The 22,187-nt window shown below is 63.6% G+C and carries 18 protein-coding genes; 3 read left to right on the top strand and 15 right to left on the bottom strand.

Annotation, left to right across the window (positions count from 1 at the left end):
* Window positions 1-13: 13 nt before the first annotated feature.
* The 8 genes from GM910_RS07645 to GM910_RS07610 form a co-directional block, all read right to left on the bottom strand.
* Window positions 14-472, bottom strand: coding sequence for a VanZ family protein (locus tag GM910_RS07645; RefSeq protein WP_201285429.1), 459 nt, complete (start codon window positions 470-472; stop codon window positions 14-16).
* Between the two features lie 22 nt (window positions 473-494).
* Window positions 495-1,688: a glycosyltransferase family 4 protein gene (locus tag GM910_RS07640; protein WP_201285432.1), complete on the bottom strand. Its 1,194-nt coding sequence runs from the start codon at window positions 1,686-1,688 to the stop codon at window positions 495-497.
* Between the two features lie 271 nt (window positions 1,689-1,959).
* Window positions 1,960-3,225, bottom strand: a complete 1,266-nt coding sequence (locus tag GM910_RS07635; protein ID WP_159586925.1) for a glycosyltransferase family 4 protein — start codon at window positions 3,223-3,225, stop codon at window positions 1,960-1,962.
* Window positions 3,222-3,992 (bottom strand): polysaccharide deacetylase family protein, encoded by a 771-nt coding sequence (locus GM910_RS07630; protein ID WP_159586924.1) that lies wholly within the window; start codon window positions 3,990-3,992, stop codon window positions 3,222-3,224. The genes GM910_RS07635 and GM910_RS07630 overlap by 4 nt, the downstream gene beginning before the upstream one ends.
* A gap of 4 nt (window positions 3,993-3,996) precedes the next feature.
* Complete coding sequence (locus GM910_RS07625) at window positions 3,997-5,313, bottom strand: O-antigen ligase family protein (protein WP_159586923.1); 1,317 nt, start codon at window positions 5,311-5,313, stop codon at window positions 3,997-3,999.
* Between the two features lie 16 nt (window positions 5,314-5,329).
* A complete protein-coding gene (locus GM910_RS07620) occupies window positions 5,330-6,901 on the bottom strand; it encodes a GumC family protein (protein WP_159586922.1) in 1,572 nt (523 codons plus the stop codon).
* Between the two features lie 128 nt (window positions 6,902-7,029).
* Window positions 7,030-8,205, bottom strand: coding sequence for a GNAT family N-acetyltransferase (locus tag GM910_RS07615; RefSeq protein WP_246225909.1), 1,176 nt, complete (start codon window positions 8,203-8,205; stop codon window positions 7,030-7,032).
* A complete protein-coding gene (locus GM910_RS07610) occupies window positions 8,202-9,515 on the bottom strand; it encodes a lipopolysaccharide biosynthesis protein (RefSeq protein ID WP_159586921.1) in 1,314 nt (437 codons plus the stop codon). The genes GM910_RS07615 and GM910_RS07610 overlap by 4 nt, the downstream gene beginning before the upstream one ends.
* A gap of 202 nt (window positions 9,516-9,717) precedes the next feature.
* Here GM910_RS07610 and GM910_RS07605 point away from each other — a divergent pair, with 202 nt between their 5' ends.
* On the top strand, window positions 9,718-10,422 hold the full coding sequence (locus GM910_RS07605; protein WP_159586920.1) for a N5-glutamine methyltransferase family protein: 705 nt from the start codon (window positions 9,718-9,720) through the stop codon (window positions 10,420-10,422).
* A complete protein-coding gene (locus GM910_RS07600; RefSeq protein WP_159586919.1) occupies window positions 10,419-11,534 on the top strand; it encodes a hypothetical protein in 1,116 nt (371 codons plus the stop codon). Before GM910_RS07605 ends, GM910_RS07600 begins: the two co-directional genes overlap by 4 nt.
* A 12-nt stretch (window positions 11,535-11,546) precedes the next feature.
* Here GM910_RS07600 and nadE read toward each other — a convergent pair whose 3' ends face one another.
* From nadE to GM910_RS07565, 7 genes are all read right to left on the bottom strand, one after another.
* Window positions 11,547-12,557 carry an NAD(+) synthase gene (nadE, locus tag GM910_RS07595; RefSeq protein ID WP_159586918.1) on the bottom strand — a complete coding sequence of 337 codons (1,011 nt, stop codon included), beginning with the start codon at window positions 12,555-12,557 and terminating at the stop codon, window positions 11,547-11,549.
* Window positions 12,554-14,098, bottom strand: coding sequence for a class I adenylate-forming enzyme family protein (locus tag GM910_RS07590; RefSeq protein ID WP_159586917.1), 1,545 nt, complete (start codon window positions 14,096-14,098; stop codon window positions 12,554-12,556). The genes nadE and GM910_RS07590 overlap by 4 nt, the downstream gene beginning before the upstream one ends.
* 22 nt (window positions 14,099-14,120) lie before the next feature.
* On the bottom strand, window positions 14,121-14,393 hold the full coding sequence (locus GM910_RS07585) for an acyl carrier protein (protein WP_159586916.1): 273 nt from the start codon (window positions 14,391-14,393) through the stop codon (window positions 14,121-14,123).
* A gap of 17 nt (window positions 14,394-14,410) precedes the next feature.
* Window positions 14,411-16,357 (bottom strand): asparagine synthase (glutamine-hydrolyzing), encoded by a 1,947-nt coding sequence (asnB, locus tag GM910_RS07580; RefSeq protein WP_159586915.1) that lies wholly within the window; start codon window positions 16,355-16,357, stop codon window positions 14,411-14,413.
* A gap of 218 nt (window positions 16,358-16,575) precedes the next feature.
* Complete coding sequence (locus tag GM910_RS07575; protein WP_159587025.1) at window positions 16,576-18,051, bottom strand: pyridoxal phosphate-dependent decarboxylase family protein; 1,476 nt, start codon at window positions 18,049-18,051, stop codon at window positions 16,576-16,578.
* Window positions 18,052-18,076: 25 nt separating this feature from the next.
* Complete coding sequence (locus GM910_RS07570) at window positions 18,077-19,162, bottom strand: PLP-dependent cysteine synthase family protein (RefSeq protein WP_159586914.1); 1,086 nt, start codon at window positions 19,160-19,162, stop codon at window positions 18,077-18,079.
* Between the two features lie 221 nt (window positions 19,163-19,383).
* A complete protein-coding gene (locus tag GM910_RS07565) occupies window positions 19,384-19,884 on the bottom strand; it encodes a cupin domain-containing protein (protein WP_159586913.1) in 501 nt (166 codons plus the stop codon).
* Between the two features lie 193 nt (window positions 19,885-20,077).
* On the opposite strand from GM910_RS07565, the gene GM910_RS07560 reads away from it, so the two are divergent.
* The gene (locus tag GM910_RS07560) at window positions 20,078-22,063 is read left to right on the top strand and encodes a BTAD domain-containing putative transcriptional regulator (protein ID WP_159587024.1); all 1,986 of its coding nucleotides are present in this window, start codon (window positions 20,078-20,080) and stop codon (window positions 22,061-22,063) included.
* The last annotated feature ends 124 nt before the right edge of the window (window positions 22,064-22,187 follow it).

Below are 22,187 nucleotides of genomic sequence, written 5' to 3'. Positions count from 1 at the left end.
CTCTTCCGACTGCTCACGCGCCTGCACGCGGATGATGGTTCCTGCGCGCAGACCAGTGCGGCCAGTCCGTATTGGCCTCTTGCGGGCGCTTGCGGCGGCGCGCGAGGAGGCGCAGCGATATCCAGGTAATGAAAATGCCCCCTGCACCACCGGCGAGTTTCACCGCGAGATCGGAAAAGCGGGGATGACGATCCGTCAGGCTCAGTTGCAGGAGCTCAAGCGCGACGGTCGAGAAGGCGACGATGATGCAGACGAGAACCAGGCGCCTCGGGAAGGCAACAGCATAGAGGGAACCAAGAAGGGCAAAGGCGGCGAAGCGTTCCGCATGGACGGACCCCGTGCGGGGACGCATGTCGAGCGGCGAAAGCGTAGCCAGAAGAATAGCGGCGAAGATCAGCCACGGCGCGGCCCGTCGCGCCCAGACCAGCAGTCCCATGAGGCGATGGCGGCGTGCTTTTCCATGCCGGGACATTTTGGGTTCCTCGAACGTGCGTTCAGGCCAGCAGCGAGCGGTAGACGGCGGCCGTCCGCTCGGCGATCGAGGCCCAGCCATAACGATCCTCGATCTGCCGGGCCTTGCGGCGCCGTTCCTCCTGTGAAGAGATGGCGGAGAGCTTGCGCTCGATCGCCGCGGCCAAGGCATCGACGTCGCCCAAGGGGAAGTGATCTTCCGTCGGCAAGCCCACTTCCAGATTGGCAGGGATGTCGCTTGCAAGAATAGGCAGGCCGTGCCCGAGCGCCTCCAGAAGCGCTATCGGCATTCCCTCGTGGCTGGACGGCAGGACGAAGAGCGCAGCGTTCGCGAAGAGCGCTGCGAGGCTGTCCCCAGTCTGGAAGCCGGTCATGACGACGCCCGGCACCTCGCGTGCCTTTTCCGCGAGCTGGCGGGAATAGGGGGTCTCGAACTCGCTGCCGCCGACAATCACCAGCTTGTGGGTCGGGTTCTTCAGCTTGGCGAAGGCGTCGATCAGGTCGGTCTGGCGCTTTTCCGGGACAAGGCGCGCCACCGTCAGGATGTAGCCTTGCGGGGACAAGTCGGAGCGCTCGAGCGCCTTCCCTCCATCCTCGGCGATATGGATGGCGACACCGTTGGGAATAAAGCTGACGGGAACGCCATAGCGGGTCTGCATCGCCTCCGCGATGCCGCCAGCGATCGCGATACGCCCGTTGGCGAATCGCATACCGAGCGACTCGCCGAGTTTCAGGATCCTCTTGGCGACAGGGCCCCATTTTTGCCGGTTATAGTCGAAGCCGTGGTGGGTCACGACGACCTTCAGACCAAGGAGCCGGGCGAGCGGCACCATGAGCGAGGGGCCGATCGCATGAATGTGCAGGATATCCGGCCGATGGAGACCGGAATAAAGCACGCCGAGAAGTGTGTGGACGGCTGCCTCCAGCGCCACCTTCCGCGGTGACCAGATCGGCACCACATCGATGCCGTTCCAGCTGGTCGCCTCCTTTTCAGGCAGGTATGACCGGCGCCCGATTACGGTGACATGCCAGCCGAGGCGAATGAGCTCGCACCCGAGCATTTCGACATGCCGCTCCACCCCGCCTTGAACGTTGGGAATGCCGCGCAGGCCGAGCATGGTGACGCGTCCCTTCCGGAACGCGGCGGTCGAGGCCGGCAAAGACAGGTGAACGGCGTCGGAGGCTGGTCGGGCGGCGCGAAGTGCTGCCGCAGGCATGGGCTGCTCGGACGTGTGGAGAAGCCCACCAGACGGCTTTCGCGGCTTAGCGCCGTGGCCCTCGCAGGCGGCTGCGGTGTTGACGTCGGACATTACCTCTCCAGGAATGACGGCCGGACGATAGCCGCGATCTCTAAAAGAAGCGTGAATCGGACCGCTAAACCAGTTCATCGGTTCCTGGAGTCGATGATTGGTCTAACTCCTTGTTTTGCGGCAATTTCGAACGGAAAGAAAACCGGTTTCCACTTTTCCTGGAATTGCTCCCAAGGAACTACGTTCCGTGCCGCCGCATATCGCCGAGGTCGGACGAAACAAGGGCGGCATAAAGGTCGAGCATGCGTTGCCGGTAGCGCGTTGCCGAAAACTCGGTCAAGACCCACTCTTTACCGCGCATTCCCATCGCGGCGCGCTCAGCAGCCGACAGGGACGCCACGGTGAGCATGGCTTGCGCGAGGCTTTCGGGCGATCCGGCTTCAGCCGTATAGCCCGTCTCGCCTTCCTTGATCATCTCCGGAATGCCGCCGATGGCGGAGCCTATGACCGGCTTTCCGAGCGCATACGCTTCCAGAATGCTGATTGGCGCGTTCTCGTACCATTCGGAAGGAAGGACTAGAGCCTTCGCCCCGCCGATCAGACGGTGGAGGCTTTCGCCCGACATATAGCCGGCAAACGAGACATCGGCGCCGCTATCGCGAGCTAGAGCGTGCAACGCCGCCTCCTCCGGCCCGGTGCCGGCGATGACGAGCTTCTGCCTGGACAAGGCCGCGGCGCGAATGAGCGTGGTAATACCTTTCTCCGGCGCCAGCCTTCCAGCGTAGACGAAATGGTCCTGCTCCGCCCAATCCGTCCTCAGATGCGATGCGTTGACGAAATTCGGGATGTAGACGAGCTTCTCGGCCGGCCAGCCCCACTCGATGAGCTTCTCGCGATAGAAGCGGCTCGGAACGACGAAGCGGTCGACCTTGTCCCGATAGAGCCCGAGCAACCGGTGCACGATTGTCTCGACAAACACGATGCCGCTCACGGCGAAGGAATCCTTCACGCAGCGGTTCAGGACCACGTTGTGGATGCGCCCTCCCTTGCACTTCTCGCAAACGACGCCCCGGCGCAGCATCTTATAGGCGGGGCAGCCAAGCTTCAGGTCATGCGCGGTCATGACCACGGGAATCCCCGCTGCCTTCAGCGTTGAGAAGACGGCCGGCGATAGGTGATGATAGACATTGTGCGCATGCGCGATCGTTGGCGGCGCGGCTTCGATCAGCCTTGAAAGCTTGCGCTGGGCTTCCAGCGAATAGATGACCTTGGCGGCGTGCATTGCCTTCGTGAGCGCGCCGTGCTGGTTGCCGTACTCGATCTCGGAGATGAAGTAGTCGGACCACGCGGAGGGCTCGTTCCTGTCGTGCTGCATGGCGAAAGGCACGACATCCCAGCCGATCTCGGCAAACAGCGCCATGTGATCGAAGAAAACCGCTTCGGCCCCTCCCCGTCGGTAGAAGTAGTTGTTGATGGCAAGCAGCCGCGGCGCATCTATGGTCATCGGCTTGCCCCCTCCCAGCCGAGCAGTGCGACAGCTTCGCCGATCGTCACGATCCTGCAGCTCTTCGCTGAATAGGCGACCAGATGCTCGAATGTCTCCGGGGTGCAGCCGAACTGGGTCGGCGTATCGGCGATGTCGTGCGTGAAGAAGATCAGCCATCCAGGCGTTGCCGCTACGTCGTCCACCCACCGGGTCGCCGAGCGGGCATAGGCCTCGGGCTGCCGGATCTCCACGGCCTTGAGCATGAGATGATCGACCTTGCCGCGGTTGATGGCCTCGCCCGCTCCCCTGCACGTGAGATAACGCGCGCGAAGCGTCGGTCGCGCCAGGGGCCAGGCTGCGTTGTAGGGAAACGCGAAATTGCGAATAGGTGGCTCGACGCCGGCCGCCGACAGGTAGGCTGCGTTTCTTTCCAGATCCGCCTCAAGGTCGGCGCCCAGGGAGCGGAGCTTCCGGTGCGCGAAGGTGTGGCAGCCGATCTCGTGCCCGCGCATCGAGAGCTCGCGGCAGCCCTCCCTCGATATCAGCGTGCGATCGCGCTCCACGCGCGAGGCGATGCCGCCGGCCACATAGAAGGTGCCCCGGGCGCCATGCCTCTCCAGGATTGCCGCGCCGTTGGTCAGAGCCGTCTCCGGTACGTCGTCGAACGTGAAGGTGACCAGCGGTACGTCCGTCAGCACCTCCCGCTCCTCCTCCGCCGTCCTCCAGACGAGACGGTTGACGGCGCGGTCGATCAGTTCATCGGCTTTCCTCGCAAGACCCCGCACGCCCCTACCCCGCTAGTCTTCTCGGTGAATGGACGATTTGGGCAGAAGATTGGTAACGGAATCCATAAAGCGCCAGCAAAAAGGTGAACCAGAGCGGGTTGCCCCCTTCGTAAAACAGGCTTTCGAGGCCGGCGTTGAACAGAGTGTAAAGCCAGATGCGCGTGTAGAGCCGGGTCAAGGGCGAACGCTGTTCCTCCGGCCTTATGCGCGAAATGTCGCGAAGGGGGAGGAAAACGATCCAGATCAGCGTCAGCACGAGCCCCGGCACTCCCGTCATGAGGGTGATGTCGAGGTAGGAGTTGTGCCCATTGGCGGCGGCCACGGCCCAGGTTTCTATCGTGCCGCCGCTGTAGACCAGCTCCTCCGTCTGCCAGAACGCCTTGAACCCGTGCCCCAGGATGGGGCTGTCGGCAATTGCCGAAAAGGCGAACCGCCAGATATCGGCGCGGTTGGTAAAGGTCGCGTCGATGCCGAGATTCGTGAGCAGTTCGCCGAACGGCTTGATGACCGCCGAGCCGATGGCCAGCAGGTTGAACAGAGCGATGCCTCCGACGGCGATGGGCACCCGCAGGATGCGGAACCGCTCGAATGCCCACGTAAGGACGATGATCGCCGGCAGCATCGCACTGGATGTCTTACCCCCCGTATTGAACAGGAAAAACGCCGCCAGCACCGCGATGGCCGCACCGCCAACGCGCGACCACGCGCGCATGACGAAGAGGCCGAAGAAGGTGGAGACGACCATGGCTGCGGCGGCGCTGTTCTTGTGCGGGAAATGCCCGCGCCAAAATCCGGCGTTCATCGGCTCGCGCAGTTCGGACGCCTGGTGAATGGCGAGCGTCGGCTTGAAGATAATCCCGAAATAGGAGAGCGCCAGCACCGCCATCGTGCCAAACGCGATCATTTTGGCAAAGTGGCGCTCCGACGCGGGAATGAGCAGGTAAATGCTCGCATTCACCGTCACGAGGACTGCCAGCACGACGCCCTTGACGCCCAGCATCGGGTGGCTGGAGATCATGGAGACGAACAGAATCCAGCAGAAAAGCGGTACCAGCAGCGCAAGCGGCTGGAATATCGCGCCGCGCAGCGGATGCAGCATTCCGAAAAGCAGGATGCCGCCGAACAGCCCGAGGAAGACAAGCTGGTTGAGCCGGTTCGAATTGCTCGCGGAGGGATCGAGAGCCGCCTCGCCCGTCAAGTCCACGAACGGGTTCAGCGAGATCCAGAGGAAGAAGAACAGCGCCATGAACAGCACCGTGCGTGCCGCCGTCTGAAGCCCGCCCTCCGGCAGATCGACGGCCGTCAGTTGCGCCGACTGCATCAGAGGCGCTCCTTCATCACACGGCGCGGCGTTGCGGCTCGCGAAGATATCCGAACAAGCCGAGCGTCAGGGCGGCGAAGAGGCCCAGCAAGAGCCCTGCAAAGGCGCCGGCTGCAAGCAGTATCATCGTGCGAGGCGGCCAGCTTCGTGATTTGGGCGGCACGGCGCGCGAAATCACCCGGATGTTGCTGGTGTCGATCTGCTGACGCTCCGTAATCTGCTGACTGCGCGAGAGGTAGGTCTCGTAGAGCGCGGCCTTCGCCCGGGCATCGCGCTCCAGTTCGCGCAGGGTCACCTGAGCGCTGCTGTCATCGAAGACCTTCGCCTCTTCATCTCGCGTTTTCAGCCGCAATTCCTCGGCTACCGTGCGGGCCTGCTCGGCGTCGATCCTCGCGGCATCGACGATGCGCTGCGCTTCGGCCGAGATCGCACGCTGCACGGAGGAAAGCTCGGTCCTGATCGCCTGCAGGCGCGGATGCCTGTCGAGGTAGACCAGCGCGAGCGCCCCCAACTGTTGCTGCAGACGGTCATGCTGCGCACGCAGATCGATAAGCGTTTCCGACTGGAACACGGGGGAGGCGGTAGTGCGCTGCTCTTCCAGCGCCTGCCGCAGTTGGCGGTAACGCATTTCGAGCTGGATTTGACGTTCCTGGGCTTCGAGCACCTGATTGTTCAGTTCGCCGGAAAGGCGCATACTGACGAGTTCGCCGTCGTTCGACTGCAGACCGCTTTCGCGCTTGAACGTCTCCACGCGGGCCTCCGCCTCCGCGACGTTGGCGCGCAACTCGTCCAGCCGCTCGCTGATGCTTGCAGCCACGCGCCCCGCACTCCCGGCCGCGGTTTCGAACACCTCGGCCTCGAAGGCGTCGACGATGGCGTCGGAAAGGGTGACAGACTTCATCGGGTCTTCCGTCCACACGCTGAGGACGACCACGTAGGAGCGCTCCTCCCTGCGCGCTTCCACGCGCTCCGAAAGCGCGCGCAAAACCGCCAGTTGCCGGTTTTCGGAAGCAGGTCCGCTGGAGATAAGCCGCTTTAGGGGGGCCAACCAGTCGGGTTTCACGAATTCGGGGTCTTCGGTAAGGTTCAGATCGCTGATGACGCGGTTCAGCACATTGCGCGAGGTGAGGATCCTCAGCTTGCTTTCCACCTCGAGCAGTTGCGTGTCGCGCTGCGGATTGCTGGCGAACACGTCGTCGGTGACCACCTGCAGATTGGCCGGGTCCACCACGATATCGGTATAGACCGTGTAGCGCGGCGATGCGGTGATGGCGTAGGCGAAAGCCGCCGCCACGCAAAGAAGCACCAAGGAAACGACCAGGACCTTTCCGCGGTCGAGCCAGAAGAGAACGTCGTCCGGGGAGATTCGGCGCAGCTTTTCCAGATAGTCGGCCGCGCTCCCGCGCACAGGTGGCGCCGGTGCAAGGGCCGGTTCCGCTTCCCGCGCCGGTGCAGCGGCAGGTTCCGCTTCCTCTGTCGCGGGCGGGTTGGAAAGCAGGTTGAGAAGTGAGCCCCGCGCATGCAGGTTTTTGGCTCGGTTCCGGGCCGGCTTTGCGGGTCCGCGACGCGGTTCAGCTACTTCATACATGCCAGTCTCATCCGCATCACTGCTCAGCCCGACACCGTGGCCTCGGTACGTCGAAGGGACCCTATAGCGTTATGGTTTAACATGTCTTAATCCACGGGAAACGGGCGCGCCTTCGCTGGCTCCGCTCCTCAGAACGCGACGAGCAGGTTGCTCCAGCTTTCCGATGCAAGCCCGCCGATGTACATGTCGCCAGAGAGAGCCGCGTCCACAATCTCGGAATGGCGGCTGACCATGCAGAAATAGCCCGAGTGCCTGAAGGTGAGCTGCCGCTGCCGCATAATCGCCTTCATGAGGAAGGGCTGGGCCATGCCCCTTGCATCGCAATATCCTTCGGTATCGAAAAAGGCGCACAACTGCCCGACGACCTCTCGCTCCCTTCCTTGGGTGCAAATGAGGTTGAGCACCCGGGCGATGCCGTTTGCTTCGCCGAAATAGAGCACGAAGCCCGCTGTCTCGCCCTTCGGGTCGAGGACCTTACGGCAGTTCAGCGTGCCGCACGTGAGGTTCTGACTCGCCAGCCCGATAAGCCAGGAGAATTCCCCGGCCGACCATGCGGGCCGCACGTAAAAGCGCTTGAGCACGGTGCTCGCATATTCCCTGAATTCCTCGTAACCCGCTGGCTCCACGCGATATCCGGGGGCGGTGGCCGGCTTGAAGGAGGGCAACAGCCGCCGGGCCAACCGGTCGAGCGGGAGGGCGACGATGCGCAGCGGGAGCTTCCGCAAGGCCGGAGCGGCAACGTAAAGCCGCTGCAGGTTGCTCGTGAAAGGACGGAAGACGCGCCGCCACTCCAGGCTCTGGATAGGCAATATGTGCCCGCCGCCGGCCTCCCAGTGATCGGCGCTACGCGGCGAGGCATTGTCGGAGAAGCAGAAATCCTGGTGCTTCGCCCGAAACGTTCTTGCCAGATGGGCCGCGCCGAGGGCGCCGGACTTGCCTTTTGCCATGAAGGCGCAAAGGAGCCTTGCCGTAAGCGTTCTTTCGCCTACCTGCAGCTGCATGGGAACGGATAGGACGGCACTGTCGATCTCCCCTTCGGCATTCTCATGGACGATGCTTCCGGTTTCCGGCGTGTAAAGGGGGCTGGAGAAGGTTACCGTCTCCAGGTAGCGGTTGAGCTCCCGGCTTCCGTCCGCCTCGTTCTTCCTGAAGATGCAGTTGAACAGCTTGGCGACGGCGGCGATATCGCCTCTCTTCATCGGGCGCACACGTCCCCGCCGCCGTGCGACGATCGGATCAGCCGCCATGTCCTTGCTGTCCGGCGCGACCATGACGCCGGTATCGTCCATCTCGATGGCCTTCATGGCTGTGCCTCCCTAAGAAGACTTGCCTCGGCCGCCGAACCCTTGCTCTTGCGGATGACGTGCACGAGGACGAGCCATGACGCCACCACCATTGCGAACTCGATGACGTAGAGGGAAACGATCGTGCCTGTCGGCGGCGCATACCAGCTGGCCCAGGCGGTCAAGACAGCGCCGAAGAGACTGCCGAGAGCCATCACGGTGCCGCGATAGGCGTGATTACCGGATGCGCCCAGCGCCTCCACCGCAACCGACCAGATCGCGAGCAAAATGACGATCCAGCACATCTGGCGCACGAAGGAGACGAGCGAAACGTAGTCGTGGCCGAACAGATAGGGCAAGAGCGGCGCGATGATAAACACGGCAATGGCCGCGGCGACAGAGATCAAAGTCGCAGCGGCAAGAACTTTTTTGACCCGCTTGGCCATGTGGTGCAGTCCTCCCGCGCTGGCTCTCGCCGAGCCGGGATAGATGAGCCGATTGAGCGCCTCGACCGAGAGATAACTGCTTTCCAGCATCCTGCGGGCTACGCTGTAGCTCGACACGATCTCGGCGGTCGAAACGAGGCTTAGGACCAGGAGATCGACGTTCTGACGGGCGGCCCGGAGGATGAACGGAACGCTGAAGTAGATCCCGTTCATGATCTCCTCCCGCACGATCCTGAATTCGGGCCGACCCAGCCGCATGAGCACGCGGCAGCATACGAGCGCGACCAGGACATGGCAGACGAACTGCCAGATCGCCCATTGTCCCGTCGTCGACACGCCGAATATGACGCAGGCCAAGACCGCGGCGATCGTCCTTGCGACCGCGAAGCCGACGACCACCATGTTAGCCGTGCCGAACTCGCTGCGTCCTATGAATATCTGCTCCGTCAGCACAATCAGCCGGACGAGCACGATATTCGTGACCAGCATGGCCATGATGAAGACGACATTGAGGATCGGACTGCCTGAAAGCTTGAACAGGAAGGGCAGCACAACCGCCCCTGCAGCCACCAGGATCATTCCGCTGATGCCCGTCAGGATAAGATTGTGACCAAGCATGACGGGATAGGCGGAAGGGTCTCGCGCCACCCGCCGTACCAGAGTTTCCATGGCACCGAGTCCGCACAGATGTAGCGCGACGCTGCAGATAGCGGTGATCGCCACGAACAGGCTGAACTCTTCGACGCCAAGCCATCGGGCGAGGATTGCGAACGTCACCAACTGCGCGGCGGAGCTGACGAGAAGGCTGCCGCTCGACGCCACGTAGGTGGTGAGTGTCGCAAGGAGGGACCTGAAGTCGCCTGTGATGTGCTTGCCCCTGAACATCAAATTCCAAGCCCTGCCGCGCGCCGTCCCTCGAGCCGGCGAGAGACCGGATCGCCGGTAATCGTTCTATTCCACTTCGGGCCTTAATACGCGGCGGGAATGATCTTGCGGTTAACGCGCCGTCCAGAAGCTTCGTAACCCGCTTCAAGCTCCATTTACCTGTGTCGACTATATCGAAGTTCGATTTGAAGAGGGGCGCGGGATGGCGAAGCAAGAAACGATCGAAGCAATTCCTGTAGAGAGGCCGCCATTGGCACGGTCGGTGCTTTTCATGGGCATCGAGTTGGAGACGGCTCCCGGCGTTCTGGTGCCGCGTGAAGAGACGGAGCTTCTGGGCCGCAGCACGGTCGAACTGCTGCGGGAAGTGTCCAGCGAAGCCATCGTGATCGACATGTGCTGCGGCTCGGGCAACCTCGCGCTGGCTATCGCTGCGGCGGTTCCAACGGCAAGGGTCTGGGCATCCGACCTCACTGACGACACCGTGGCTCTTGCTCGGCGAAATGCGGAACGTTGCGGCCTCGCCGGCGCCGTCAAGGTCGTGCAGGGCGACCTCTTCTCCGGGCTCCAGGATGAGGGGCTGGAGGGGAGAGCCGATCTCGTCGTCTGCAACCCTCCCTATATCTCGACCCTTCGGCTGGAAGGCGACCGCTCCGCTCTGCTCGAAAACGAACCGAGGGAAGCCTTCGACGGAGGGCCTTACGGTCTCTCGATCCACCAGCGCCTCGTGCGCGAAGCAGCGGCCTTTCTCAAGCCCGGCGGATGGCTTGCCTTCGAATTCGGCGAAGGGCAGGACCGCCAGGTCAAGATTCTCCTCACCCGGGCCGGCTTCTACGAGCCGGTCCGCTTTGCCCCGGACGTCGCCGGCATGCCGCGTGTCGCGATCGCACGCAAGAAGCACGAGCAATGACAGCCGTTCGGCCGCTAAGGGAGGACGATATCCCGGCCGTCACCGGGCTGTTTCAGCGCATCTTCAGGGATCGACACCGGCGCCCGCCCGAAGCGCTCGCCGTCTATCTGCGGCGGCTTTACCTAGAATTTCCGGGGCACGACCCGGAGATCGCCTCGCTCGTGCATCTGAGGGAAGACGGCAGCATTTCAGGCTTCATCGGCGTGACCACGCTGCCAATGACGTTCGAGGGCCGGCCGCTGCGCGCGGCCATCTGCGGCTCGCTTATGGTGGAAGATCGCGAGAGCGATCCCATGGCCGGCGCGCGGCTTCTGAAAGCATTCCTCGCCGGGCCTCAGGACATCTCTTTCAGCGAGACGGCGAGCGAGGTGTCGGCCAATATGTGGACGCGGCTGCGCGGCGTGCAGCTGCCGCAATATAGTCTCGACTGGGTCCGCGTGATCCGGCCCTTTTCCTTCCTTGCGCAAGCGGCTTCCGGGAAGGTCCGTGCGCTACGGATGCTGTCGCCACTGGCGGGCATGATGGATACGCTCGCCCGCGGACGCATGACGGCGGATGCCTTGCGGTGGTCCGGCATACCGGAAAACTGGAAGGGTGCGGGCGCCTGCAAAGCGGTTGAAATCACCCGGGACGACTTCGCCGGGCTGGTTGCGCCATTCACCGCCCACTTCCCCCTCCGGCCGGAATGGGCGCCGGGGCAGCTTGAGCAGGTCCTCGCTGACGCGCAAAGCAAGGAGGAATACGGGCCTGCCAGGTTCTGCAAAGTCGTTTCGCGGACGGGCAGGGCGATTGGCGGCTTTTTCTATCACGGCGGGCCAGGCCGCATCGGCCGTGTGCTGCAGTTGCTTGCCCTTCCCGGCCAGGCGGACGCCGTGATCGACGCCATGTTCGCCCACGCCGCGGACCAAGGTCTCGCCGGCCTGCGCGGCCGCACCCAGCCGGCCCTGCTGGAAGCCATGCTCGGACGGCGCGTCGCCTTTACGCATCTTGCCTCGACCGTCGTGCATGCGCGCGATGCCGAGATCGTCCCTAGACTTCAAGAGGGCGAGGGATTTCTGAACGGCATTGCGGGCGAACATTGGAGCCGGCTAATCGGCGGCAGGTTCGACTAGCGCCAAGCCTTTTCAGGAGGCGATTTCAGCTACGGTCTCGACCAGTTGAGGCCCGAGGTGGAGGTAGCGGGTTGTCTTGCGCTTGGTCGCAATATCGGCCCACATACGCTGGACCTGCTCCTCGGTGAGCGCCGCCGCCGCCGCAACCTCGGATGCCGGTATGCCGTGGTTGAGGCCGTAAAGGCACAGGTCCATCCGGTCGTAGGGGAGCGAAAAGTAAAATTCCTCCTGTGTCTGCTGCAGCGAGTAGGTATCCGTTGTCGGCGGCCTGCGTCGGATCTCTTCCGGGACACCAAGATGCGCGGCAAGCTCATAGACTTGCGACTTGTAAAGATGGGCGATCGGCTTCACGTCGGCTGCTCCATCGCCGTTCTTAACGAAGAAGCCCTGGTCATATTCGAGCCGGTTGGGCGTGCCGATGACGGCGAAGTTCAGCCTGTCGGCGTGGTAGTATTCGATCTGTTTGCGGGTGCGCTGCTTCATGTTTGTCGCCGCCACGACCCCCAGATAGACCTCCGGCGTCATCCGCAGCTTCGTCTGCCTTCCTTCGGGATTCTGCACCACGAGGAAGGAGATGTTGTAGCCGTCTCCTTCCAGCGCGTTGGCGATGACGATCTTCGAGGCCCAGCCGGGGCCGTAGTCGGGAACGAGCTTGCGAATGAAGCTGTCGCGCCGCTCATAGCAGCCCATCGCCTGAAGGCTCGGGCCGATATCCTCCACGATGCCGCTATCGACGCCGAAGGTCCGGGCGACCTGCCGGCCGAGCGAAAGGCTCTCCGGATCGGAATCGTTTTCCGGCATGAAGACGCAGAGAACGTTCTTCGCGCCCACCGCCCGGACCGCGAGCGCGGTGCACACGCTCGAATCCACGCCCCCCGACACGCCCAGCACGAGGCCGCGCTTGCGCAGCGAGCGCAGCTGGGCCCTGAGCGCGGCTACGATCCGTTCCGTCTCGGCGGCAGGATCGATGGCGAGCGCCGTGGACGAAAAGAAAGCGGCGTCTTGAACGGAATGGTGTGTCATTCGGCTGGCTCTATCGTTTCGGCCGCAAGCCTGCGGCTGACCTTGCCCGTGTCCGTCTTCGGCAGATCGCTGACGAACCGCACGAGTTTCGGGACCATGAAGTCTTCCAGGTGCCGGGCGCAATGGCGGATGACGTCGCGCTCGGAGAGTGCTGGGTCGGTCGAGACGACCATGGCTGCGATGGCATGGCCCAGCACGGGATCGGCCACGCCCGTCACCACGGCTTCGGCGATTGACGGATGGGCGTGAAGGACCGCCTCCACCTCCTTGGGCGCCACCTTCTCGCCGCGCGTCTTGATGATGTCGTCCTTGCGGCCGACGAAATAGAGGAAGCCGTCGGCGTCGGTGCGGAAGAGATCTCCAGTGTAGAGCACCTTCTCCCACGGATTGAGGCCCGGTCGCAGCATCCTGGCCGTCGCCTCCTCGTTGCGCCAGTAGCCCTGCATGACGTGCGGACCACGGATCACCAATTCCCCCACCGTGCCGGGTGGAACGGGCCTGCCGTCCTCGTCCACCACGAAAGCTTCGGTATTCGGGATCGCGATGCCGACCGAGTCCGGCCGATGGTCAAGCTCCTCCGGCGGCAGATAGGTGCAACGCTTGCATTCGGTGAGCCCGTACATGGAATAGAGATCGACACCCGGGCACAGCTCACGCAGCCGGGCGATATGGGGCGGCGGCAGGGCGGCGGCGGTGTTGGAAAAGTAGCGCAGGCTCGGCAGGAAACCGGGCTGGAGGTCGCGCATCTGCAGGATCATCGCTGCCATGGTGGGAACCAGCGGAAAGCCGGTCACCTTTTCCTTGCGCATCAGTTCGAAGATCGCCTGAGGGAAAGCGAAGGACTTCTCCAGCACCAGTGTCGCGCCGAGCTTGACCGACATCAGGAGCTGATAGAGCCCGTAGTCGAAGGCGAGCGGCAGGGCGTTCAGGATAATGTCTTCCCGCGTGTTGCGCAGGTAGGTGGTAATGGATGTGGCGGCCGCCTCCACGTTGCGGTGCGTCATCATCACGCCCTTGGGGCGGCCGGTGGAGCCGGAGGTATAAATGAGCATGGCAAGATCGACATCGATGCCGCCATGCGAAACGGGAACGGGCTCGGTCGTCAGAGCCTCGGCAAAGGAGAGGGCGCCGTCCGGCACAGCCTCCCCAGGCCTCTGCGTGGAGAAGAGAACGAACGGCCGGCCGCAAAGCACGCGCGCCTCGGCGGCGACCGGCAGGAGCTTGGCCTGCGTCAGCACCGCCGCGGCCTCGCAATCCCCCGCCACATAGGCAAGTTTCTCGGCCTTGGTGGAAGCGTTGATCGGGCTGAAGGTGGCGCCGGCCTTCAGCACGGCGAAGATGGAGACCGCCGCCTCCCAGGAATTGTCCATGAAGACCAGGACGCGGTCGTTGCGGCGCACGCCGCTCGACGCCAAGGCTGCCGCCAACCGGTCGGACAGCGCATCCATCTCGTCGTAGGAAAGCCGCCGGGGGCCGCAGATCAGAGCCGTCTTGGCTCCATCGGCCAGGGCGCTGCGTTTCAGGAACTCTTCGACACGCATACCGGATCTCCAGCCTCCCCGCTCACGCGGACAGAGACGCCTCCGCGCCCACTCTGGCGCTGACGAAAGCAGCGATCCGGTCGAGCGAATCGAGATTCGCCGGAACGATGTCAGCATCGGCCATGGTCAGTCCGAACTGCTCTTCGATGAAAGCGACGAGCTCCAGCACACCGGTCGAATCGATGATGTCGTTCTCGATGAGCGATGCGTCTCCTTCGAGTGCGAAGGACGTGTCGCCGAATAGGAAATTCTCGACGATGAACGCGCGCACGCTATCCTTGATGTTGTTCGTCATTCCCATCTCCTTAAAGCTTACGCGGCCTCCGAGGCCCGGAAGCGCGAACCCGTGAATGTCTCGAGCCAGAGCTGAGACGAAAGAATGCCGACGAAGGCGGCGTTGTCGCGAAACCCGGTGAGCGGCTGCTGGCGGCTTTTCGCGAAGAGCTTGGACACAGAGGCCGGATTGAAGAGGCCGCCGGCGGCAAGCTTCTCCGCGCTCATGGCCTCGCGGACGTAGTCCTTCTCGCCTGCCCCCCTGAAAGACTGGCTGTCGGGCGCGCGGTAAGGCTGCTTTGTCCGTCGCAGGATCGTTTCCGGCAGAAGGTTTTTGCTCGCCTCGCGCAGGATATGCTTTTCGACCAGCCGCTTCAGCTTCATCTCCGGCGGAAGTGTTGCGGCAAACTCGACCAATCTGTGGTCGAGGAAGGGAAAGCGCCCCTCGATACCGTGCGCCATCGCCATGCGATCGCCCTGGCTCGAAAGAATGTAGCCCGGCAGGAGGAATCGCGATTCCAGATACTGCGCTTGGTGCAGCGGATGCCAGCGGCCGAACTCCGCCGGCAGGCGGGATGCCAGTTCCTCCGCCGCGTCGTAGCCGGAAAGGGCCTCGCGCAGATCCGCGGAGAAGAACAGCTTCGCCGCCCCGGTCGCCCGAAACCGGGGATTGTGGGAAAACAGAGGATCGTCGAGCGCATCCGCGCCCGCACCGAAGAAGGCGGCCAGATATTCCGCCGACTGCTGCTTGAGGCCCGGCAGGTAGGGGTAGAGCTTGCGGAAGAGATGGGGCCGGATGCGCGAGCCCGGCTGGCGCGCGCAGAAGCGGCGCACCCGCGCCTCCTTGAAAAGGTCGTAACCGGCGAACACCTCATCCGCCCCCTCGCCCGTAAGCACGACTTTCAAGCCCTTCTCGCGAACGAGGGCGGAGAGCTTGAAAAGCGGCGCGGGCGCCGTCCGCAGGATCGGCCGCTCCGTAAAGCGGATGACCTCGGGGAAGACAGCGGCGATGTCGTCATCCCGGCACTGCACGGAGCTGTGCATCGTCCCGAGGGCGGCCGCCATCTCCTTCTGAAAGGCGCTCTCGTCATGCTCCTCGCTGTCGAAGGCGACCGAAAAGGTGCGTAGCACCTCCGGTGTCATGCCCGCCGCGAGCGCAGAGACAATCGAGGAATCGAGACCGCCCGAAAGGTAGGAGCCCACCGGCACGTCGGCCCGCATGCGCAGACGCGTGGCATCCGCAAGCAGTGCGCGCAACTCCTCGGCAGCAGCGTTCTCGTCCGTGTAGCGGCTGCGCGAACAATGATCGGGAAAGGAAAGCGACCAATAGGGCCTTACCGTTTGCTTGCCTTGTTCGACAATCATCATGCTCGCCGGTTCGAGCTCATGGATGCCTTTGAAGGGGGTGCGCGGAGCAATGGGCACCCAGAGCGTGAAGATCTGGTCGAGTGCAACCGGATCTATTTCGGCTTCGACACCTGGCACGCGCAAAAGCGCCTTCGCCTCCGACGCGAAGAAGAGCGTGTTTCGGACGGTCGTGTAGAACAGCGGGCGCACGCCCATCCGGTCGCGGGCAAGGAACATGCGCCGGTGTTGCGCATCCCAGATGGCGAAGGCGAAATCTCCATTGAGGTCGGCGAGGCAGTCCGGCCCCCTCTCGTCGTAAAGATGCAGGATGATTTCGGTGTCGCTGGAGGTGTGGAAGACCCTGCCGCGCGAGCGGAGCGCCTCACGCAACTCGACATAATTGAAGATTTCTCCGTTGAAGGCGATGGACAGTCGCCCATCCCCGATGGACATGGGCTGCTGGCCGTCCGCAAGGCCGACGATCGACAGGCGCGTGTGACAAAGGCCCGCGTCGGCGAAGACGGCCACGCCGCGTTCATCGGGACCGCGGTGCGCGACAGTAGAGGCCATCCGCTCAAGCAGCGGCTTCGCCTCAGCCGGCGCCACGCCGGAGCCGAAATATCCACCAAAGCCGCACAAACCTCTGCCCCCAATATCGTCCGATGCACGCAATACCGCCGCACACCTTAATAATTGGATATTTCTTCACACAGCGCGCCGAACTCGGCGGGGATTGCCGGAAGTATCGTAGAGAAAGGCTTAGCCTATTCGCTTAAATGCAAAGATCTCTCAATTTCGCTTGTCGGATCTCCAACTCCTTGGCCGGAAGCCGATCGGAGGGCCGGACGACGGAAGGGCTACGCGCCGGAGATTTCGCGCCCAAGGCGAACGGTTTCCCGGACCAGGAGAACGAGATCGTCGCGCCGCGTTCGATGATTGTTGATTGCCACCCTCAGGCAATGCTTGCCGTGCACCGTCGTGTCCGAGAGCGCGGCCGTGCCTTGCTCCTGCAATCGCAGCATGATCTCGATGTTGAGCGCTTTCAGCGCCTCGTCGTCCACTTCCCTTGGCACTCCCGCCGGGCGGAAGCGATAGCACACGATGTTGATGCTGGTGGGTGCAACCAGTTCAAGAAGGGGCTCGTGCTCGATCAACTGGCTGAGATAGGCGCCTTGAGCGATGTTCTGGTCGATGAGCCGGCCGAACGTGTCCACGCCGTGCTCCTTGAGCGCCATCCAGACTTTCAGTGAGCGGAAACCGCGGGTGGTCTGCAGACCGTAATCGTGCAGCCATGGAGCCGATGCGAGGCCGCGCGGCGTCGATTCGAGGTATTCCGGGGCGACTGCGAAGGTGCCGCGGTGGGCAGCTGCGTCCCGTATCATGGCGCAGCCAACCTCGAACGGCGCATGCAGCCACTTGTGTGGATCGAGCGCCACGGAATGGGCATGTTCGATCCCGGCGACGCGGTGGGCATTCTTCGGAGCGATGGCAAGCAGGGCGCCGATGCAGCCGTCGACATGGAGCCAGAGATCCTCTTCCCTCACCAGCTTCGCCAGGGCCTGAAGATCGTCGATGGCGCCCGTATTCACCGTCCCGGCTGTTGCGATCACACAGGCGGGACGGAACCCGGCGGCCCGGTCCTCCGCAATCGCCGCTCGCAGGGCGGCTACGTCGATACGCAGTTCACTGTCCGTCGCGATGCGCCGCAGGGCCCGGTTTCCCAGCCCGAGCGCTTCCACGGCCTTGCGGTGGCAGCTGTGAATTTGATCCGAGCCATAAAAGCGTAAGGGGTTCTCTATGGCGGCGACGCCATGTTCCCGTACATCGACGCCGGCCTTCACATTGCGCGCCACGGTCAGCCCGATGAGGTTCGCTATCGAGCCGCCGCCGACCAGCGTACCACTGGCCGAAGCCGGGAAGCCGATCATCTCCTTGCACCAGTTCACCACCTGGCTGTCCACAAACACGGCGGCGTGGTTGCCACCGCCGAGATTGGAGCCCTGGACCGCCGCCAGGAAGTCTGCCAGCGCCCCGGTGAAGTTGCCCGATCCCATATACCAGGACCAAAAGCGCGGATGAACATTGCCCATCGGGTAGGGCATCACGTTCTCCGCGACCTCGCGGTAGACCTCGGCGAGCGGCGCTGGCGAGCGTGGCAAGGGTGTGTCAAAGAAGGCTCTCACCTCCGCAGGCACCTCCCGCCACACCGGTCGGTCACGGACATCGCGCAGATAGGCGATGGAATCATCGATGATCCGGCGCGAGAGCGAACGTATGCTGCTCCAGTCGCCTGGATCGAGCGTCTCTACCTCCTCGCCCAGGGCGTTCTGCATGTCGTTCACGGGGCCTCCTTGCCGCTCAGGCGGCGAATTGAAAGCCTGGCGTGGAGCGTGAGAGCGCCATCTCCTCCTCATCCATGTCTGCCTCGATAGCCTCGAAGAGCGGTGTGGTCATATACCGCTCGCCCGTATCCGGCAGCATGCAAAGGATGACGGAACCGGCGGGTGCGCGTTCAGCGATCTGACGCGCCACGGCGAAGGTGGCCCCACCGGAGATGCCGGTGAAGATACCCTCTTTCTGAGCCAGCGCCTTGGCCCATTTGATGCCCTCGGGTCCGGCAATCGGCACGACCTCGTCATAGAAGCGGGAATCGATCGCCTCCTGCAGCACACGGGGGATGAAGTCGGGAGTCCAGCCTTGGATCGGGTGCGGCTCAAAGGCGGGGTGACTGGCGGCCGGGGCGCCGTCGGGCGCGCGCTTTTGTTCATGGCCGCTACCGATAAGCTGGGCATTGGCCGGCTCGCTGAGCACGATCTTCGTTTCGGGCCTTTCCCGGCGCAGCACGCGCCCGACGCCGACGACCGTGCCGCCGGTGCCATAGCCGGTCACGAACCAGTCGAGCCTGGACCCGGCAAAGTCGTTGATGATCTCGCGCGCCGTGGTCGCTTCGTGGATATCCGCATTGGCCTCGGTCTCGAACTGGCGTGCCAGGAACCAGCCATTGGCCTCGGCCAGCTCGACCGCCTTTCTGTACATGCCGAAGCCCTTTTCCGCGCGCGGTGTCAGCACGACCTTTGCGCCCAGCATGCGCATCAGCTTACGGCGTTCGATGGAGAAGCTGTCGGCCATGGTGACGACGAGGGGGTAGCCCTTCTGCGCGCAGATCATGGCGAGGCCGATCCCGGTGTTGCCGCTGGTCGCCTCGACGACCGTCTGCCCCGGCTTCAGAGCCCCGGTACGCTCGGCCTCCTCGATGATATTGAGAGCCAGCCGGTCCTTGACCGATCCGGCGGGATTGAAGAATTCCGCCTTTACATAAATGGTAGCATTCTCGACGCTGAGATTGTTGATCCGGATCGTGGGCGTGTCGCCCACCGTGTCGAGAATGCTGCCGAAGAGGCGGCCTCGGCCTGCCGTCGTACGTATCGTTGCTTGGATAGGCATGAACGATCTCCTGGTGATCACGTTGAACCCGGACTTCCCGGTGGTTCCGATGCAGCGCAGCCGGCCTGCCTCCGCTTGCAGCGCAGGACCGCGGCAGGCCGGTCGCCGATCATAGCCCCTACAGCGCCGTGCGTCCTTCAGGACGCTACAAGGACGCTGTAGGTTATCAAATCTACGCATCGTGCTTTCCGAAAATCGATTCCGACTTTCGGGGCGATGCGCTAGTTCGTGCGCGGGTCGTCCCTGGGATTAACGTATTCGACACCGAACGGGCCGATGCCGTTGAGCTGGACGACCGTCTCTTCGTCGGCCCAGGCGAAATGCGCTGTGCCGACGGGGATGCGCACGAAACTTCCCGGCGGCAGGATGGGCGCCGCGCCGCGGTCGTACGTCTCTCCGGTGGCCATGCCGAAGCCCCCCGAAACCACAGTGACATGCTCCTCCTTCAGATGGCGGTGGGGTGCGATCGCGTAGCCGGCGGGGAATTTCAGCCGAAAGACGAATTGGCCTTCCTCGGCCGGGTTGCCGTGCAGTACGGCGATCTGAGCGCCGGCCGGCAAAGGGGGCGGGCCGGGCTTCCACTCCACCTGGTCTTCGGTGACTGCGGCATGATGCTCCTCGTCCGCCGGCACGGGTGTTGCCGATAGGGCGAGAAGCGCGCCGAGCGCGACAGCGCCGTAGAGCGCCGGCGGCGAGACACGACAACTCCTACACAGGGTCATTGTTATTCCTCCTCTTTCTCAGTCGTTCTTTCCGCCCGCTCCACACGTCGGGAGCGGGCAGGCGTCCAGCTCGATGCCGGATGCGGTCCGCCTGATTCGATGATAGAATGCGCGCAAAGAGCCCATCGTTGGAGAGAACGTGGAAAGGCGCGTGGAATCCCCGTCGTTGGGCGTCGACGACGTCCATGTGCGGATGCTCGGCCTTCTGAGAATCGACCGGAATGGCACCGTGCTGGACCTTCCGGCCTCACGAAAGGTGCGCGCGCTTTTTGCCTATCTGGCTCTCACCCCTCATGCGATCGGGCGCAGCCGTCTCTGCGAGCTTTTCTGGGACGTTCCGAACGATCCGCGGGGCGAGCTGCGGTGGTGTCTCAGCAAGCTCAGAGGCATGCTCGACGGGCCCGGCCGGCACCGGGTCGCGACATCCGACGATATGGTCGCACTCGACCTTAGCGGCTGCTTCGTGGACGCCATCGAGATCACGGCTGCGGCCAAGGAAGGAATAGGGACGCTGGATGCGGAGCGCCTGCGAGCGCTCTCCAGCCTTTTCGCAGGCGATTTCATGGAAGGGCTGGAGATTGACCGCAGCCCGCAGTTCGATAGCTGGCTCACCGCGCAAAGACGCCGCCTCCGGGCCTGCCACACGGCTGTGCTGGAGCACCTCGTCGAAAGCCTCCCTGCGGGCTCCGACGAGGCCTTTCCGCTGCTGGACAAGTGGGTCGAGCTTGCCCCGTATGACGGGCGCGCGCATGTGACGCTGTTGCGCGGGCTGTCGGCGCGCGGCCAAATCGGTGAATGCGAGGAGCATCTTGCCGCGACCGCCAAGCTCTTTGGAGCTGAAGATCTGGATTTCGCGCCGATTCGTGAAGCGTGGCGGACCCTCAGGGACCGGCGGGCAGTCGCATCACGCCCCATCGAAGCGATCCCAGCGGCTTCCGCTTCGGTGTCGGTGGCCGGCTCCGCTGAAACCGGCGCTTTCACGGCCCGCCGCGCCTCCCTCGCCGTCATGCCTTTTCTGGAGCACACGAACGCAGGCAGCCTTCGCGGCGGGCTCGCCGACGGCCTCACCCACGATATCATCACCCGCCTGGCCAAGCTGAGGAGCCTGTTCGTAATCGCACAAGGCTCAGTCTTTGCCCTTGCGGAGCGAAATATCGGGCCCGAAGACGCCGCCAGACGGCTCGATATCGACTACGTCGCCAGCGGGATGCTGCGGCGCGATGGAGGCCGCTTTACCGTGACGATCGAACTGGTCGAGGCGCGTACGGCCAGAATCGTATGGGCGGAGGCCTTCGACCACAAGGCGGACGATGCCTTCATCGTCCTCGACGAAATCGGCAACAGGATTGTCGCCTCGATCGCCAACGAGATCGAGGCCGCGGAAAAGAACCGCGCAATCCTCAAGCCGCCGAACTCGCTCGATGCCTGGGAGGCCCATCATCGCGGTCTCTGGCATATGTATCGCTTCACCAGAGGCGACAACGAGCAGGCCCGGCACTTCTTCGAGATGGCGGTGCGGCTGGATCCGACCTTTGCCCGCGCCTATGCAGGCCTGTCCTTCACCCACTGGCAGAGCGCCTTTCAGCATTGGGCGGATCGTGAGCGCGAGACTGATCTCGCGTTCGAGGCGGCAGGCCGAAGCCTCATCATTGACGACCACGACCCGGCTGCCCACTGGGCGATGGGCCGCGCCCTATGGCTGCGCGGGCGCCGGGACGAGTCTCTCGGCGAGTTGGAGCGGGCGGTGGACCTCAGCCCGAATTTCGCGCTCGGCCACTATGCGCTCGCCTTCGTCCATTCCCAGTCGGGGAACCCGGTTGCCGCCATCGGGTCGGCCGATCACTCGCGCAGCTTGAGTCCGTTCGACCCTCTGCTGTTCGCTATGCTTGGCTCGCGGGCGATGGCTCATGCTCGTCTCGGCCAGTTCGAGGAGGCCGCGGAATGGGCGGTCAAGGCGGCCGCGCGGCCCAATGCCCATGTCGTCATCCGCGCCATAGCCGCTCATTGTCTCGCGTTGGCCGGCAGGGTGGAGGAGGGCCGGGCCTATGTGAAGGCCATCCGCGAGACGCTTCCGAGCTACAGCGTCGACGATTTCCTCACCGCCTTGAGGTTCGCACCCGACGCCGAGGCCCTGTTCCGGGAAGGCGCCGAGCGGATCGGCTTTGGCAGGGGCAGCTAAGGCTGGTTCCGAAAATGCAGTACTCGCCAACGCGACCGAGGCATTAAATCTTCCCGATCGGGAGCTTGCGGTGACGACCCTGGAGGTCACGCTGCTCGAAAAGTCGGGTGGTCCAGACGAGGTA

The sequence above is a fragment of the Chelativorans xinjiangensis genome (assembly GCF_009812055.1).
GTDB lineage: Bacteria > Pseudomonadota > Alphaproteobacteria > Rhizobiales > Rhizobiaceae > Chelativorans > Chelativorans xinjiangense.
The sequence above is the reverse complement of the archived record's forward strand: the minus strand, read 5'-3'. Positions and strand labels throughout refer to the sequence as shown.